This window comes from Streptomyces sp. NPDC043952, from assembly GCF_056435325.1.
This window is the reverse complement of record NZ_JBWKES010000026.1, coordinates 42,943-58,373: the sequence shown is the minus strand read 5'-3', so window position 1 is coordinate 58,373 and position 15,431 is coordinate 42,943. Positions and strand designations below refer to the sequence as shown.

The following is a 15,431-nucleotide window of genomic DNA, read 5'->3' as shown; positions in this document are numbered from 1 at the left end:
TTCCGCCTTCGCGCCCGCACCCGCGTCCGCCTTCGCGCCCGCACCCGCGTCCGCCTTCGCGCCCGCACCCGCGTCCGCCTTCGCGCCCGCACCCGCGTCCGCCTTCGCGCCCGCACCCGCCTCCACGCCCGCACCCGCCTCCGCACCCGCACCCGCGCTCGCCTCCGCACCCGCGCCCGCCCCGCCGACCACCTCACCGAGATGGCCCACGATCTCGGAGATGGTCCGCCCGTCCAGGAACACCACCGGCGACACCCGCTGCCCGAACAGCGACTGCACCCGGTTGACCAGCCGGATGGCCAGCATCGAGTCGAGGCCGAAGTCGCGCAGGCTCGACCCCGCGTCGAACCGGTCCTCCGGCACGCCCAGCACCTCGGCGATCTCGGCGAGGATCAACTCCTCCGCCGACCTGCCCGGCCCGCTCGTACCCACCGGCCCGGCCGCCACGGCCGCTGCGGCGGGAGCCGGGTGAGCCGGCGCACTCGCCGCAGCCGGTACGGCAGATGCATCCGGTACGGCTGATGTGGCCGGTGCGGGTACGGCGGCGTCGACGCGCGGCGCGGTGTCCAGCCAGTAGCTCTCCTTCTGCCACTGCACCAGCGGGGTCTCCACGACCTCGGCATCGTCGGCGAACAGCGCGTCGAAGGTCAGCGGGACGCCCCGGACGTGCAGCGACGCGACCGCCTCCAGCAGACAGCGCGTGTCGCTCTCGCCGCGCCGCAGGGAATTGACCGCGTGCACCCGCGCGCCGCGGGTCAGCGCGATCTCCTCGACCGCGCCGCGCAGCGTCTCGTGCGGGCCGATCTCCACGAAGACGCCGACACCGTCCTCGACCAGCGCGCCGATCGTCCCGTCGAACCGGACCTGGTCGCGCAGGTTGTGCGCCCAGTAGTCGGCGTCCAGGACCGGGTTGACGGCCCCGGCGAGTGCCGTGGAGTGGAAGTCGATGCTGCCGGTCGACGGGGTGATGCCGTCGAGGAGTTCACGCAGCGGCCCGGTCAGCGGGTCCATGCCGGGGCTGTGCACCGGGCGTTCGACCCGGATGTTCCTGGTCGAGATCCCGGCCGCCCCCAGGTCCGCCTCCAGGGCGCGGACCGCCTCCGCCGAACCCGAAACCGCCGCGCTGGTCGGGCTGTTGACCACGGCGACGGCCGCGTGCCCGGCGTACGACGCGAGCCACGGCAGCAGCTCCCGCTCCGGCAGGTCGACCGAGATCATGGCACCGGGGGCCGCCTTGTGTTCGAGCAGACGCGACCGCGCCACGACGACCCGCGCGGCGTCGTCCAGCGACAGCGCTCCCGCGACACACGCGGCCGCGACCTCGCCCAGGCTGTGCCCGACGACGGCGGCCGGCCGGATGCCGAGCCCCAGCCAGACCCGCGCCAGCGACACCTGGAGGGCGAACAGGACCGGCTGCTGGAAGTCCATCTCCGCGAACCGGGCCGCCTCCTCCGGCGCGTCGAGCTGTTCGAGCACCGAGCAGCCGCCGGCCGCGCGCACGGCGGTGTCGCAGGCGCGCATCCAGGTGCGGAACCCGGCGTGCGTGCGCAGCAACTCCCGGCCCATGCCCACCCATTGGGTCCCGCCGCCGGAGAACACCAGCGCCACCCGCCGGTCGGCGTTGCCGGACACCGCGCCGGTGCGGACACCGGGGTGCGGGCGACCGGCGGCAATGTGCGCGAGCCCGTCCAGCACGTCCTGACGGCCGGCGGCGAGCAGCGCCACCCGGTGGTTGAGGTGGGTGCGCCGGGTCGCGAGCGTGTAGGCGAGGTCGGCCACCCTCAGGCCCGCGTCGCGTTCGACATGGTTGGACAGCACCCGGCAGGTGTCGGCGAGCGCGGCCGCCGAGTGCGCCGAGACCGGTACGAGACACAGGGCCCCGCCACCGGCGGGGGCGCCCTCGACCGGGGCCAAGGTCCGGGCGGGAGCGCCCTGGACCGGTGCGGCGTGCCGTCCCCGGTCACCCGCGAGGAACGGACTCGGCGTGACGGGATGCCCGGCGGCGTACAGCGCGCCGAGCGAACCCAGCAGCGTCTGGGCCTCGTCGGCGCCGCGCCGCAGCGAGGGCAGGGTGGCCGCGTCGAGGAGCTGCGAGGCGGCCTTGAGCAGGAGCGGATGCGGAGAGAGTTCGACCACCGCGTCGATGTCGTACCCGCGCAGCGCCGTCAGGGCGCGCACCACCTGGATCTCGCGGCGCAGGTTGTCCGCCCAGTAGTCGGGCCCGAGTTCGGCGCCGTCGACGCGTTCACCGGTGACCGTCGAGATCATCGGGACACGGTTGGTTCGCGGCCGCAGTCCGTCGAGTTCGGCGCGCAGCGGGGCGAGGACGTGGTCGACCAGGGGCGAGTGGGGCGCGTGGCCCATCCGCACCCGATGGGTCGTGACGCCCTCCCCGGACAGCCGCTGGACGAGCGCGTCGATCTCCTGCGGGGTGCCGGTGACCAGCGTGGCGTCCGGCCCGTTGTGCCCGGACACGGTGAGCCGCCCGGTCAGGTACGGCTGGACGGACGCCGCGTCGGTCGTGACGACGATGCCCTCGCCGCGGCCGACGGCCAGCTGCTGGAGCAGCCGGCCGTGGCAGGCGGCGAGGCGCGAGGCGTCCTCGAAGTCGAGCGCCCCGGCGATGTGCGAGGCGGCGAACTCGCCGACGCTCTGGCCCACGACGACGTCCGGCTCCACCCCCAGGGAGCGCCAGGCGTCGGCCAGCGCCACCTGCATGCAGAACAGCAGCGGCTGGAAGACGTCCATGTCGTCCAAGCGCCCGTCCGGCGCCAGGAGTTGGTCGACCACGGAGAAGCCCAGCAGCTCCCGCATCCGCCGGTCGGAGCGCATCATGGACCGCCGGAACACGGGCATCCCGGCGAGCAACTGCCGCCCCATGCCCACCCATTGGGACCCATTTCCGGAGAACAGGAACGCCACCCGCGGCCTGCGCCCGTCCGCCTGCCCCGCACTGAGCCCGGCGGCCGTCGTACCGGCGGCGAACGCGTCGAGCTGCGACCGGAGTTCACCCATGTCGCGGGCGGCGGCGGCGAGCCGGAACCCGCCCTCGCCGGGCATCCGAGCGCAGACCGCCCGCAGATCGTGCTCGTCCCGCAGCGCACGGGCCCGTTCGGCCAGCGCCTCGGGGGAGTCCCCGGCCAGCAGCAGGAGCCTGCCCTCGGGGCGCGGCAGCTCCTCGACGGCGACATGGCAGATCGCGCCGCCGAACCCGAACGAGCTGACGCCCCCGCGCCGGGCGTCGGACCGGCGCGGCCATGCGGTCAGCCGGTCCTGCACGGCGAGCCCGTACTCGTCGAAGAGGATCTGCGGGTTCGGGGCGGCGTAGTGCAGGCTCGCCGGGAGCACCCCGTTGCGGATCGACAGCGCCAGTTTGACCAGCCCGACGATGCCGGCCGCCGCCTCCAGATGCCCGACGTTCGACTTGACGGAGCCCAGCCGCAGCGGCACCGGCCGGTCGCCGCCCAGGACCGCGCCGATGGCGTTGGCCTCGATCGGGTCGCCCAGCGGCGTCGCGGAGCCGTGGCACTCGATGTAGTCCACGAGGGCCGGCGCGATCCCGGCCCGCCGGTACGCGGTGCGCAGCATCAGCTCCTGCGCCTGGGGACTCGGCGCGGTCATGCCGTTGCTCAGCCCGTCGTTGTTGGCCGAACTCCCCCTGATCACGCAGTAGACGGGCAGTTCGCGTTCGAGGGCCACGCTGAGCGGGGCGAGGACGACGACCCCGGCGCCCTCCCCGCGGACGTAGCCGTCGGCGCGCGCGTCGAACGGCTTGCAGCGGCCGTCCGGGGCGAGCGCGCCCATCGCGTCCATGGCCGTGTAGTAGTCGGAGACGAAGCTCAGATTCACGCCACCGGCCAGCACCAGCTCGCTCTCGCCCATCCAGATGGACTGGCAGCCGAGGTGGACCGAGACCAGCGATCCGGCGCAGGCGGCGTCGATGGCCATGCTCGGGCCCTGGAGCCCGAGGACGTAGGAGACCCGGTTGGCGATGATGCCGTCGTGCATGCCGGTCGCGGTGTGCGGGGTGATCTGGCTGCCGGGGCCCCGGTAGTGCGCCAGCGCCGCGTAGTCGCCCCAGCAGGAGGCCATGAACACGCCGGTGTCGCTGCCGACCAGGCCGAGCGGCGGCACACCCGCGTCCTCCAGCGCCTCCCAGGCCAGCTCCAGGATCAGCCGCTGCTGCGGGTCCATCTGCACGGCTTCCGTGGGCGAGATGCCGAAGAACAGCGGGTCGAACCGGTCGATGCCGTCGATGAACCCGCCGTAGCGCACCGAGTCGCCCAGCAGTCCGCGCCGCGCGGCCGGCACCGGCCCCACCGCGTCACGCCCCTCGGTCAGCAGCCGCCAGAACGAGGTGGGATCGGGGCCGCCGGGGAACCGGCAGCCGATGCCCACGATCGCGACCGGCTCGTACGAGGGGCCACGGCGATCCCGGCCGGGGGCGGTGGCCTCCGGCGCGGCGGGCGGGCCCTCGACCAGTGCCCGGCTCAGCTCGTCGACGGTCGGATACTGCCACATCCAGGTGACCGGAACCGGCCGGCCGAGGAACGCGGACAACGAGGCGGCGAGCGTCGCCGCCTTGGCCGAATCCAGGCCGTACTGGTGCATCGGCGCCCAGCGATCCACCGCGGCCCTGGAAACGTCCAGCAGCTCCACGAAGCGGGAAAGCAGGAAATCGGTGACGGCGCGCACATCGCGCGCCCCGCGCTCTTGGGGCATGTCGCCTCCTCGGCAAGGCGGATGGAAGGGGCCGGACGGCCGGCCCGGAAGCGGGAGATGGATCACGGACACAGAGGTTCGTTCAGCCGCGCCGCGCGCCCGACGCGTCACCACACACGCGAAAACAGCCAACGGGCGTTGAAAGGAAAGGGGTTGGAGGAAGGTCCGAGCGATCGTGCGTCCGTGGTCGGCGGACGGCTAGCGGCTCACGCTCGACGGATCGCGCGGCCCCGTACACACCGGCGGAACCGACGCGAACCCAATGACTGCACTGAACCGCCCTCGTTGAGTCATCCCGACAGAATCAGCTCACGGTCAGTTGCGTTGACTATGGCGACATGCAGGCGAAACCCCCCGCCCGCACGGCCACCGCCGACGGGAGTCACGGCCCGCTTCACCCGGACGGACCGCCTGACGAGGTGCTCACCCGATCGGCGAACGTCAGCCTGCCATCCGGTGACGGGTGGGGCAAGAGTGCCTGCTGGCCGGAACCCGCACTGGCAAGAATTGACTCCCGCGTGGCCGGTTCGCCGGCTTGCGCGGTGACGGACCGCATGAACTGCGCCGTGTTTCAAGCCACTTGGAATGCGGGCGATTGACCTGGGTGAGGCGTGGTGATCGTCTTAGGGAGTTCGTGTCCCGCGCGGGAGAGGGAGCAGCACCGCCATGCTCAACACATCGGCACAGGGCCGGGCCTTGTCGTACCGGCCGGGCCTCGCCCTCGGGGTGCTGGCCGGGGCGCTCGCCCTGGACCTCAGCGGCATGGCCGTACTGAACGCGGCCCTGCCGTCCGTCGGGGCACGCTTCGACCTGCGCGACACCACGCTCCAGTGGGTCATGACGGCCTACTCCGTCACCTTCGCCGGATTCCTGCTGGTGGGCGGCCGGCTGGCCGATGTGCTCGGCCGGCGCCGGGTCTTCGAGGCCGGGGTCGCGCTGTTCACCGTGGCCGCGCTGGCCGGGGCGCTGGCGCCGGACGGCGCGGTGCTGCTCGGCGCACGGGCGGTCCAGGGCATCGGCGCGGCCCTGTCGGGCCCGGCGGCGCTCGCCCTGCTGACCGAGGTGTTCCCGGAGGGGCCGAGCCGGGGCCGGGCACTGGGCGTGTACGCGGCGGTCGGTGCGGCGAGCTTCAGCGGCGGGATGCTGCTGGGCGGCGTACTGACCGAATTCCTCGGCTGGCGCTCGGTGCTGTGGTTCTCGGTGCTGCTCGGCGCGGTCGTGCTCGCGGTCACCCGGTCCGGACTGCCCGACGGGGCGGGCACCCGGGTCCCGCTGGACATGGCAGGCGCCATATCCGGCACCCTCGGGCTCGCGCTGCTCGTCGTCGGCGTGAGCCTGGGCGGGATGTGGGCCTGGGTGCTCATCGCCGCGGCCGCGGTCTTCCTGGTGATCTTCGCCGTCCACGAACACCGCACGCCCGACCCGCTGTTGCCCCTCGCCCTCTTCCGCGTCCCCTCGGTACGGCTCGCCACGGCGGCGGCGTTCCTCCAGTACACGGCGTCGGTCGCGATCGTGTTCTTCGCGCCGCTCTATCTCCAGGGCATGCTCGGGTACTCCCCGGTCGAATCCGGCCTCTCCCTGGTCCCGATGTCCCTGACGGTCTTCCTCACCGCCAACTTCGCGACCGGCCGTCTGCTGGCCCGGTACGGCCCGCGCGCCCTGATGGTCACAGGACTCCTGCTGATCGGCGCGGGAACGGCCCTGTGGATCACCACCCCGGCGCACGGGAACTACCTGCTGCACGTGCTGCCCGGCCTGGTGATCAGCGGCTTCGGCCAGGGCCTCAACTTCCCCGCCATGACCACCTCCGGCCTCACCGAGGTCCCCCCGGACCAGCACGCCGTCGCCGGCGCGGTCAATGTCGTCGCCCAGCAGATCGGCTCCAGCGCGGGCGTCGCCGCCCTGGTCCTCCTCGCGGCGACCACCGGCAGCCGGCTCGGCGGCTACCACCTGGCCTACCTGGTGGCGGGCATCGCCTGCGCGCTCGGCGCCGGGGGCATCGCGCTGGCCCGCCGGCGGACCTGAGCGCGGCTCGCGGCCGCCCGGTGAGAAACGCCGCGGGAACACCCTGTGAGAAACGCCGCGGGAATCCGGGGCATGGAGTCCGGCGCGCGGGGTATGGGCGCCCAGGTGAACGCAGCGCCCACGATCCGCACGGCGCCCGGCCCCCGTACCTGCGGCGGCCGGCCCGTATCCGCCCAACCGTGTTCCATCACCGCCGAGTTCGACGGGAACCACGGTTGCATCGCCGCGGCACGGCAGGAGGCGGTACGGTTCCTGACCCGCGCCCGGACCGAACACGGCATCGCGGTCTCCGCGCGCGCCCTCGACCTCACCCGGCTCGTCGTCAGCGAAATGGTCACCAACGCCTGCAAGTACGCTCCGGGGCCGATCGCGATGGACCTGCGACTCACCGGTGCCCGGATCGAGATTTCGGTGCGGGACTCCCTTCCCGTCGCTCCGGTAGTCCGGAGCGCCGAGCCCCGCCGGGTGGGTCAGCACGGGCTGGAGATCGTCCTGGCCGTCGCCGAGTCGTACGAGCTTCGGCCCGAGCCGCCGGGCAAGCGGATCACCGTCCGGATCGCCCTCGCGGACACCGGGGGAGCCGGAACCTGCGGGGCGCCCGCGCTCACAGGCGCTGCCACCGCGCGCCGCACCACGAGAAGACACCGAACGCCATCAAGCCCAGCGCGATGAGGGCCAGCAGCCAGGGGCCGGCCGGCAGATCACGGAAGGAGCGCAGCGTGTCGTCCACGCCCTTCGCCTCGCCGGGTCGGTGCCGGGCGGCCGCGATGACGGCGAACCCGCCCGCCACGGCGAAGACGACACCCTGCGCCGTACCGCCGACCACACCGAAGAAGTCCGTGAACCGCCTGGCCCGCGGGGACATGGCGTCGGTCCGCAGCTGCCGGCGGAACTTCCTGCGCAGGGCCCGTACCGACATCCACAGTCCGGTGATCACCACGGCCGCGCCGCCGAGGCCGACGAGCCACTGCCCGGCCGGCCACCGCAGGGCCATCGCCGTGACATCCCGTGTGCTGCGGTCCGAGGACCCGCTGCCGCTGCCCCGGCTGCCGACCGCGTAGGCCAGCACCGAGAAGGACAGGAAGGCGTAGAAGACGCACCGGCCCAGCGACGCCAGGCGCTTCGACGGCTTTCCCGCCCCTGGCCCGGCCCCGCCGAACACCGCCTCCGACAGCCGCCACAGCGCCATACCGGCGAGCGCCGCGCCGACGATCCAGAGCAGCGCCACACCGAAGGGCCGATGGGCCAGCTCCTCCAGGGCGCCGCCCCGGTCGGCCTGCTGCCGGCCGCCGTCGCCGCCGAAGGCGATCCGCAGCGCGATGACGCCCACCAGGACGTGGATCAGCCCACGGGCGGCGAAGCCGGAGCGGGCTGCCACCGCCATCGCCTTGCCGTCCGCGGCCCGGCGCACCTCGCCGCGACCGCGCGGTGCCCATGACCGGGCCCATGACCATGCATCCATATTCCGCCGGTGCCCCGAGGACCCCGGCCGACACCTCGGCGACCGGTCAACGGCGGCTGGTGGCCAGGGCGTGGAGGTGATTGAGGGCGCGGGCGGCGGTGCCCCGGTGCCAGATCAGCCAGCGGGCGACCTGGCCGCCGAGGTCGTGCAGGGCGTTCAGCCGGGTGCCGGTGAGGCTCCCGAGGGTCCGCTCGTGGTGGGAGGAGATCATGCCGAGCACGGCGCCGTTCGGGCTGACCAGGGGAACGCTGTGGCAGGCGCGGCTGCCGGCCTGGAGGATCGTCTGCCGGGACCCCTCGTCGAAGGTGGCGCAGGCGGCGACGTCCTGCACGGTGACCTGACGGGCCTCCGCGGCGGCCTGCGCGCAGGACGTCGTGGAGCCCTCGACGAAGGTGAAGTAGTCGGTGAAGCGCCTGTTGAGTCCGGTGTGCTTCTCCATGCGCAGCATCCCGTTGTCCACCAGTTGCACATTGCCCATCTCGGCGCCGGTGATGTGCAGGGCGGCCGTGAGGACCGCACCGTGGCCGGCCGGCTGTTTCACGCCGCTTCGGAGGGCGGGCAGGGCCGGCGCGTCGCCGAGCGGCCGGCCCGGCAGCCAGCTCCGGGCGTCCGGCGACGGGGCGGGCGTGTGGACGGCGACGTCGGCGAGGATGTGCAGCTTGATGTTGAACCGCTGGGAGGTGCGGCGCAGCAGGTCGAACGCCTCCTGCCGGGACGAGAGCCGGTAGCGGGAGACCAGCAGGTCCTCGGCGCGGGCGATCCCGGCGTGCGCGAGCTGCCGGTTCCGCTCATCGAGGGCGGACGGGTCTTCGAGGGCGAGCGAGACTCCGGGAGCGCAGGGGCGGCTCTCCGCTTCCCCGCCCGACGCGGCTGCTTCACGTCGTACGGGCATCTCCTGAAACGCGGTCGCCGACTGGCCTCCTTGTCCGACCCCACCTGTGCGAGGCGGTCGCGTCCCGCACGCATGACGACACGTGATGCCTGCCTTCCGAAGCACCCCGCCCACACTGTATGCATGCCCCGTACCCGCCCACCGGACGACCCCCTCACCCCGGCCGGGGCACGGTGGCTCCGTGGCCGGTGAGGTTCCGCTGCCGGTCCCTCGGCCGACGCACCGTAGGCACGGACCAGGTGTCCGGCACGCGGGGCGGGTTCAGGGGCGGAGTGCGTAGCGGCTCGTCCTGCCGGCCGTTCCAGGCCGCGGCGATGGCGCTGGGGGCGAAGTCGATGCCGGTGGTGCGGTAACCGGGCCGGTGGAGGTGGCGCGCGAGGCGCCCTCGCCGGTGCCGGGGTCGAAAGCCGGGCGTCCCGCGGCCCGGTCCGGGACGGCCGGCGAGCCCCGCCGCCTCGGCGCCGGTGGCCTCCCGGCACCGGCGTCCGCCGGCCCACAGCGGCTCCCCGTAGTCGGCGGCGGCCGGGGTGATCGTCATACGGCTCCTTGACGCCGGTGGAAGTGGGTCATGCGGGGTCGGTGACGGTGGGGGAGCCGGGGCGGGGGAGGGTGGCGGCGGGGGCGTACTGGGCGGCCTGCGCGTCGAACATCGCGGCGTAGCGCCCCTGGGCGGCCATGAGTTGGCGGTGGCTGCCGTGCTCGACGAGCCGTCCGTGGTGCAGGACGTAGATACGGTCGGCGTGGCGGACGCCGGACATGCGGTGGGTGACCAGGACGACGGCCCGGTTGGGGGCGGCGAGCCGGCGGATGCGGTCGAACGCGGCGATCTCGGCTTCCGGGTCGAGGGCGGAGGTGGGCTCGTCCACGATGAGCACGCCGTCGGCGTCCGAGGTGGAAGTGCGCCAGTGGGTCCGGGCGAGGCCGATCTTCTGCCATTCGCCGCCGGACAGTTCACTCGCGCCGCGGAACATCCGGGCCAGCAGGCTGCGCAGGCCGTCGGGAAGTTTCGCGACGACCGGTCCCGCACCCGCGTAGTCGACGGACGGCTGAAGGTCCTCCGGATCGGCCGCCCGGCCCGGCCGGCCGATCCGGATGTTCAACGCCGCTGTCACGGGCCAGCGTTGGAAGTCCTGGGTGAGCAGCGCAACGCGCTCGAAGACCTCGAAGCGGTCCAGGGCGGCGATGTCGGCCTCACCCCACAGCACGGTCCCGCTCTGCGGCAGCAACAGGCCCGACAGCACCTTCATCAGCGTGCTCTTGCCGGAGCCGTTCTCGCCGACCACGGCGGTGACCGAGCCCATGGGCAGCGTGAGGGACACCCCGTCCAGGGCGGGAGCCTCACGGTCCGGATAGCGGTAGGTCACTTTCTCCAGGACGACCTGCCGCACCCGTGCCGGGACGGGATCGCCCCCGCTGCGGATGGTGCGCCGGGCCGCCTCGTCCAGGAACCGGGAGTGGTCGCGGACGTAGAGGGATTCCTCGTGCAGCTGGTTGACGTTCATCACCAGCGCGCCCAGGCTCGCCGAGCCGGACCGGACGGCGATGACGGCGGTCCCGGCCACGGCCAGACTCATGTGCCCGCTCATGATCAGCAAGAACATGGCCGCGTACGTCGCCGCCATGGCGAGGCCGGACAGCGCGGCGGCCACCCACTCGGTGACGGCCTTGCCGGTGGCCAGCCGCTCCTGCTCGGCCTCGGCGCTCTCGGCCATTCGCTCGTAGCGGCTGAGCAGGAACGGCCCGACGGCGTGGATGCGCACCTCCTGTGCCGCGCTGCGCTCGGTGAGCAGGTTGCCGATGAGGCGGCTGGCCCGCACGTGCTCGACCCAGCTCATCACCGACACGTACCGCTCCTGCGCCACCCGCATCGCGCCCCAGCCGCGCGGCGCCGCGATCAGGATCAGCAGCGGCAGCAGGACCGGGTGCAGGATGGTGAGCACGCCAGCCGTGGAGATCAGGGAGATGACCCCGTTCAGCGCGGCCACACAGGCGCTGATCATGCGGCGGGCGGATCCGGCGCCGTACTGTGCGACGTCGATCAGCCGCCGGAACTCCGGGTCCTCGATGGCCTCCAGTTCGACCGACGCGGCGGCGGCCAGGTACTGGGTCGTGGCGATCCGCTCCACCAGCGGTTCCAGCCGGCCCGCCCGCGAGGTCGACCAGCCGGCCAGCCCCGAGTTGACGACGGCGGCTCCGGCGGCGGCGAGCAGTCCGGGCAGGACGGCGTGCAGCCGCTGTCCGGGGGTGCCGGAGCCGAGCAGCGCGCGCATGACGGCGTTGACCGCGAGCAACCCGACGGCCGCGGCGAGGCCCTGGCCGATCTCGCCGACGGCGACCGTGAGCAGCGCGCGGCGGTCCGCCTGCCAGGCCATCCGCAAGGTCACCCCGACCAGCCTCGGCATGGAGCGCAGCGCCGACATCGTCGTCAGGTCGAGCCGGGCGCGCTCATGTTCCGACCAGCCCGAGTCATAGCGCAAAGGACCGCCGAAAAGCTCCCGCTCGGCGTCGGAGACCTCCGGCTCCGCCATCCGCACGCGTCCGAAGAACCTCCTCACAGCGCGCCTCCCGGAGAGCCGGCGTGACCGGCCACCGCGCCGGGGCGACCGTGATCGTCCGTATGTGCCGGTGCCTTGATCAAAGTCAACGTGGTCCCCCTCGGCGCGTATGCGGCTGCTCCTGGGGGTCAACGAACCGGCCGGGATTTCGAACACATGTATTTCGGTCGTGTCGGCAGCCCCGAGATTGAGGGCGCGCCGAAGTGTGCGGGGTGCATCGACCCTTGCGGCCCTTGGGCCGGGGCGCGAAGCGCCGGTGGCCAAAACGCCGAGCCAGGCGACCGGTCCGCCCGTTCGCCTGGAGCGGGGACCGGAAACGGGGCGCGTGAGCGTCACCGTGCCGGTCCCCGCCCTTACTCGTGCGCGGTCACCCCACGACGCGTCGCGGGCGCCGGGTGTGGCGGAGGCGGAGGAGCGCGAGTACGGCCGCAGCGGCTGTGGCGGCGGCAACCGCAGCCGCACCCAACGCCGTTGAACCGGTGGCGGAGGCGGTGGCGGAGGCCGCGTGGGCGCGGGGCGGGGTCGCGGACGTGCCGTCGTAACCGCCGCCCTTGCCCGCGCGGTCGTAGGCGGAGCCGGGGAGTTTGTCGCCGTATTTCCGGTGGACCAGGTGCTGGTAGGCGGCGAGGGACACCCCCGCCTTGCCCACGGCGTGGCGCGCGTCGGGATCGAGCGGGAGGACGCGGCCGTCGCGCACCACGTACCAGGCGTCGATCTGCGGTTCCTGGAAGACGGTTCCGCGGCCGTGCGCCTTGCCGACGTAGTCGGTCTCGTCGCCGCCGGTCGCGATGTTGACGACCTTCCACCCCTTCGCCGTCCGCACCGTCCACAGGGAGGCGACCTGGCCGTCGGCGGAGACCGCCTTGCTCGCGACGAACCGCGGGGCGGCGACGGGAGCGCCGGGGTCCCCGGCGACGAATCCGGGGGTGAGGGAGTAGACGGTCACCGAGGGACCGGCCAGGTGCGGCCGGGCCGCGGCCGGCCTGATGGCGCCGCCGCGGGCGAAGAAGCGCGAGAGCGTCTGGAGGGTCGCGGGAGCGGTCGCCGCCGCGCGCGCCCGGGCGGTGGCCGTGGCGGTGAAGGGCGCGGGGAAGGCGGCGGGGCCGGAGGCCGCGTGGGCGGAGGCGGGGGCGAGTGCGCCGAGGGCCGCGGCGGCGAACAGTACGACGGCCGTGCGCGTGCGGGTGCGGGTGCGGGTCGAGGTCATCTCGGTCACGCTCCGATCCCGTAGAGCGAATGCGTCCACGTGAACGAGTCGTTGTCCACGTAGTAGTCGTAATCGGCCCAGTTGTAGCGGGAGTTGGAGGGCCAGGGGTCGCCCCAGTAGACCTGGCCGGCGGCGGGGTCGTAGCCGTAGAGCACATGCATGTGCCCGCCCCCGGAGCTCCACTCGATGCGGGTCTCGACCGGGCGGCCGGCGTCGATCTCCTTCTGCACGGTGGCGTAGCGCAGGTAACCCCGCACGTACGTGCCGGGGTTGATGCCCATCCAGTCGAGGGCGTCCTGCACATTGCCCAGCGATGCCTGCCAGTTGCCGCAGGGGCTGCCCTGGGGGCGGCCGAACGCGGCGTCGCAGAACTGGTTCTGGTTGTAGTCGCGCCCGAACCACGAGGCGATGGTGTTGCCGCTCGCCGCCCAGCACCAATTGCTGTTCTGCTGCGCCTGCATGGTGATGTTCAGGCGCTTGGCGGTGGCGAGCGCGGGGGGCGCGGCGGCCCGAGGCGCCGCCTGTCGCACGGAGTCGGGTACGGCGTGCGCGGTGGCCGCCGGCAGGAGCGCGGGCGTCAGGACGGCGACGGCCGCAAGGGCCAGCGAAGCCAGCCGGATACGGCCCCGGTCGGACGGCCGTATACGGGCCCGGTCGGAGTTGGACATGGCAGTGCTCCCAGTCGGAGTGGGGGTGGCGGTGCGCGTCCGGACGCTGCGACAGCAGCTTTGATCACCCGTCAGGTCCCGGTCAACGGCCTCCTCCGGCGGATGGTGGTGAAGTAAACTTCGCGCGTACGGTTGTGAACGCCCCCGCGGTACCGGGCAGGTGGCGGCCCACGGGCGGCACCCCGTGCCGGGACGGGGAAGTGAACGTTCACTGGAAGGCGAGCACGGGGGCGGGAAAGGGAAGACCCCGATGGCAGCACGAGGCACCGACCCTCACGTCACCCCCCGCTCAAGTGGCCCGGCCCCCGTCCCGTCCCGCCGCGCCGCCGCTCGCTCCGTCCCCGAGGCCGAACTCGCCGAAGCGCTGCGCACCGGCCCGTTCGCCGACGCCCTCCGGGCCGCCCTCGCCGCGCGCGGGCTGGCCCTGCACCGTGTGCAGCACCGGCTCGCCCAGCGGGGCATACGGGTCGGCGTGAGCAGCCTCAGCTACTGGCAGCGCGGTCTACGGCGGCCCGACCGGGCCGAGTCGCTGCGCGCGGTCACCGTGCTGGAGGAGGTCCTGGAGCTGCCCCCGCACGCGCTCACCCGCCTGATAGGACCACGTGTCCCCGGCGACCGTCCCCCGGCCCGCCCGTACCGCGCCCTCCTCGAACCCGCCGCCGCGCTCGAAAGGATGCTGGCGAGCCTCGCGGCACCGGAGGACGGCGGGCTGCACACCGTGATCCACTACGAGCACGTGCACATCGGCGCCCGCCGGGAACTGGTCGCGCGGGACTCGCACCATGTCGTACGGGCCCACCGCGACGGCGTCGACCGCTATCTCGCCATCCACCTCGGCGACGCGGGCTGCGACACGGAGCGGGTCCGGGTGCGCGGTCTCGTCAACTGCCGGGTCGGGCGGACCCGGCGCGACAGCGCCTCGGGCATGGTGGTCGTCGAACTCCTCTTCGACGGACGGCTGCGGGCGGGGGAGACGGCCGTGCTCGGGTACCGCTTCGAGGACGGGACCGGCGCGCCCAGCGAGGAGTACGTGCGCGGCTTCACCTACGGCGGCGGCCAGTACGCGCTCCAGGTCGGCTTCGACCGCGCCGCCTTCCCCGTCCACTGCCGCCGCTTCACCCGCCCCTCCGCAACCGCCCCCCGCAAGGCGGTCACCAGCCTGACCCTCAACGCCCACGGCTCGGTCCATCTGGTGGAACAGCAGCTACGGCCGGGCATCCTCGGCATCACCTGGGAGTGGGACTAAGTCCCGGTGTTTCCGGGCGACTTACCGGGATCACCGGTGGCCGCACACCCATCGCCCGCCGCTGTGTGGCCGCCGTCACGCCCGAGAGATGTCACATCCGGCCCCGCCGCGCTGTCCTGGTTACGGAAGCGAGAGAAGGGACCGAGAAGATGAAGACCGTCATCGTGTGCGCCTCCGTGTCGCACGGCAATACCCGGCGCGTCGCCGACACCATGGCCCAGGTGCTGGGCGCCAAGGTCGTCACCCCCGAGCAGGCCGACCCGGCGGAGCTGGCCTGCGCCGACCTCGTGGGGTTCGGGTCGGGCGTCTTCCACAGCAGGCTCCACCCCCGTCTGACCGACTTCGCCAGGGCGCTTCCCGCCGGGCGGGGCCGGGCGTTCGTGTTCGCCACCAGCGGGCTCCCCGAGTTCCCGCTGCTGCCGTTCACCCGCCCCCTGGTCCGGCTCCTCGAAGGCAAGGGCTTCGAGGTGGACGGATGCTTCTCCTGCCGGGCGTTCGACACGTGGGCGCCCTTCAGGCTCCTCGGCGGCATCAACAAGCAGCGGCCGGACGCCGGGGACCTGGCCGCCGCGCGGGCGTTCGCCGGCCGACTGCGGGACCGGGGAGGCCCGGCGTCCTGACAACTCCCTTTCGTACGGCTTCGGTTGGTGCCGC

The 15,431-nt window shown here is 73.5% G+C and carries 11 protein-coding genes; 4 read left to right on the top strand and 7 right to left on the bottom strand.

Annotation, left to right across the window (positions count from 1 at the left end; genetic code table 11):
- Positions 1-4,722 (bottom strand): acyltransferase domain-containing protein (locus tag AC069R_RS25275; RefSeq protein ID WP_478769096.1); only part of this gene is annotated, 4,722 nt, incomplete at its 3' end.
- A gap of 666 nt (positions 4,723-5,388) precedes the next feature.
- Between AC069R_RS25275 and AC069R_RS25270 the strand changes: the two genes are divergently transcribed.
- Entirely contained in the window at positions 5,389-6,747 is a 1,359-nt protein-coding gene (locus AC069R_RS25270) for an MFS transporter (RefSeq protein WP_478769095.1), read from the top strand.
- A gap of 105 nt (positions 6,748-6,852) precedes the next feature.
- On the top strand, positions 6,853-7,419 hold the full coding sequence (locus AC069R_RS25265; RefSeq protein WP_478769094.1) for an ATP-binding protein: 567 nt from the start codon (positions 6,853-6,855) through the stop codon (positions 7,417-7,419).
- Here the strand turns inward: AC069R_RS25265 and AC069R_RS25260 are convergent.
- The 6 genes from AC069R_RS25260 to AC069R_RS25235 form a co-directional block, all read right to left on the bottom strand.
- Positions 7,352-8,131, bottom strand: coding sequence for a DUF1206 domain-containing protein (locus AC069R_RS25260; RefSeq protein WP_478769093.1), 780 nt, complete (start codon positions 8,129-8,131; stop codon positions 7,352-7,354). The two genes, AC069R_RS25265 and AC069R_RS25260, sit on opposite strands and share 68 nt — an antisense overlap.
- Before the next feature lie 124 nt (positions 8,132-8,255).
- Positions 8,256-9,101 carry an ANTAR domain-containing protein gene (locus AC069R_RS25255; protein WP_478769092.1) on the bottom strand — a complete coding sequence of 282 codons (846 nt, stop codon included), beginning with the start codon at positions 9,099-9,101 and terminating at the stop codon, positions 8,256-8,258.
- A 154-nt stretch (positions 9,102-9,255) separates the two neighbouring features.
- A complete protein-coding gene (locus AC069R_RS25250) occupies positions 9,256-9,639 on the bottom strand; it encodes a hypothetical protein (RefSeq protein ID WP_478769091.1) in 384 nt (127 codons plus the stop codon).
- A gap of 28 nt (positions 9,640-9,667) precedes the next feature.
- A complete protein-coding gene (locus AC069R_RS25245) occupies positions 9,668-11,656 on the bottom strand; it encodes an ATP-binding cassette domain-containing protein (protein WP_478769090.1) in 1,989 nt (662 codons plus the stop codon).
- Positions 11,657-12,023: 367 nt separating this feature from the next.
- Entirely contained in the window at positions 12,024-12,863 is an 840-nt protein-coding gene (locus AC069R_RS25240; protein ID WP_478769118.1) for a hypothetical protein, read from the bottom strand.
- Between the two features lie 5 nt (positions 12,864-12,868).
- Positions 12,869-13,531 (bottom strand): papain-like cysteine protease family protein, encoded by a 663-nt coding sequence (locus AC069R_RS25235; RefSeq protein WP_478769089.1) that lies wholly within the window; start codon positions 13,529-13,531, stop codon positions 12,869-12,871.
- Between the two features lie 250 nt (positions 13,532-13,781).
- On the opposite strand from AC069R_RS25235, the gene AC069R_RS25230 reads away from it, so the two are divergent.
- The gene (locus AC069R_RS25230) at positions 13,782-14,777 is read left to right on the top strand and encodes a hypothetical protein (RefSeq protein WP_478769088.1); all 996 of its coding nucleotides are present in this window, start codon (positions 13,782-13,784) and stop codon (positions 14,775-14,777) included.
- Positions 14,778-14,926: 149 nt separating this feature from the next.
- A complete protein-coding gene (locus tag AC069R_RS25225) occupies positions 14,927-15,397 on the top strand; it encodes a flavodoxin family protein (protein WP_478769087.1) in 471 nt (156 codons plus the stop codon).
- The last annotated feature ends 34 nt before the right edge of the window (positions 15,398-15,431 follow it).

What these genes read in the sequence shown, in the direction of transcription:
- AC069R_RS25270 (WP_478769095.1), top strand. Translation starts at nt 5,389, where the DNA reads ATGCTCAACACATCGGCACAGGGCCGGGCCTTGTCGTACCGGCCGGGC.
- AC069R_RS25260 (WP_478769093.1), bottom strand. Translation starts at nt 8,131, where the DNA reads ATGGCGGTGGCAGCCCGCTCCGGCTTCGCCGCCCGTGGGCTGATCCAC.
- AC069R_RS25255 (WP_478769092.1), bottom strand. Translation starts at nt 9,101, where the DNA reads ATGCCCGTACGACGTGAAGCAGCCGCGTCGGGCGGGGAAGCGGAGAGC.
- AC069R_RS25250 (WP_478769091.1), bottom strand. Translation starts at nt 9,639, where the DNA reads ATGACGATCACCCCGGCCGCCGCCGACTACGGGGAGCCGCTGTGGGCC.
- AC069R_RS25240 (WP_478769118.1), bottom strand. Translation starts at nt 12,863, where the DNA reads ATGACCTCGACCCGCACCCGCACCCGCACGCGCACGGCCGTCGTACTG.
- AC069R_RS25235 (WP_478769089.1), bottom strand. Translation starts at nt 13,531, where the DNA reads ATGTCCAACTCCGACCGGGCCCGTATACGGCCGTCCGACCGGGGCCGT.
- AC069R_RS25230 (WP_478769088.1), top strand. Translation starts at nt 13,782, where the DNA reads ATGGCAGCACGAGGCACCGACCCTCACGTCACCCCCCGCTCAAGTGGC.
- AC069R_RS25225 (WP_478769087.1), top strand. Translation starts at nt 14,927, where the DNA reads ATGAAGACCGTCATCGTGTGCGCCTCCGTGTCGCACGGCAATACCCGG.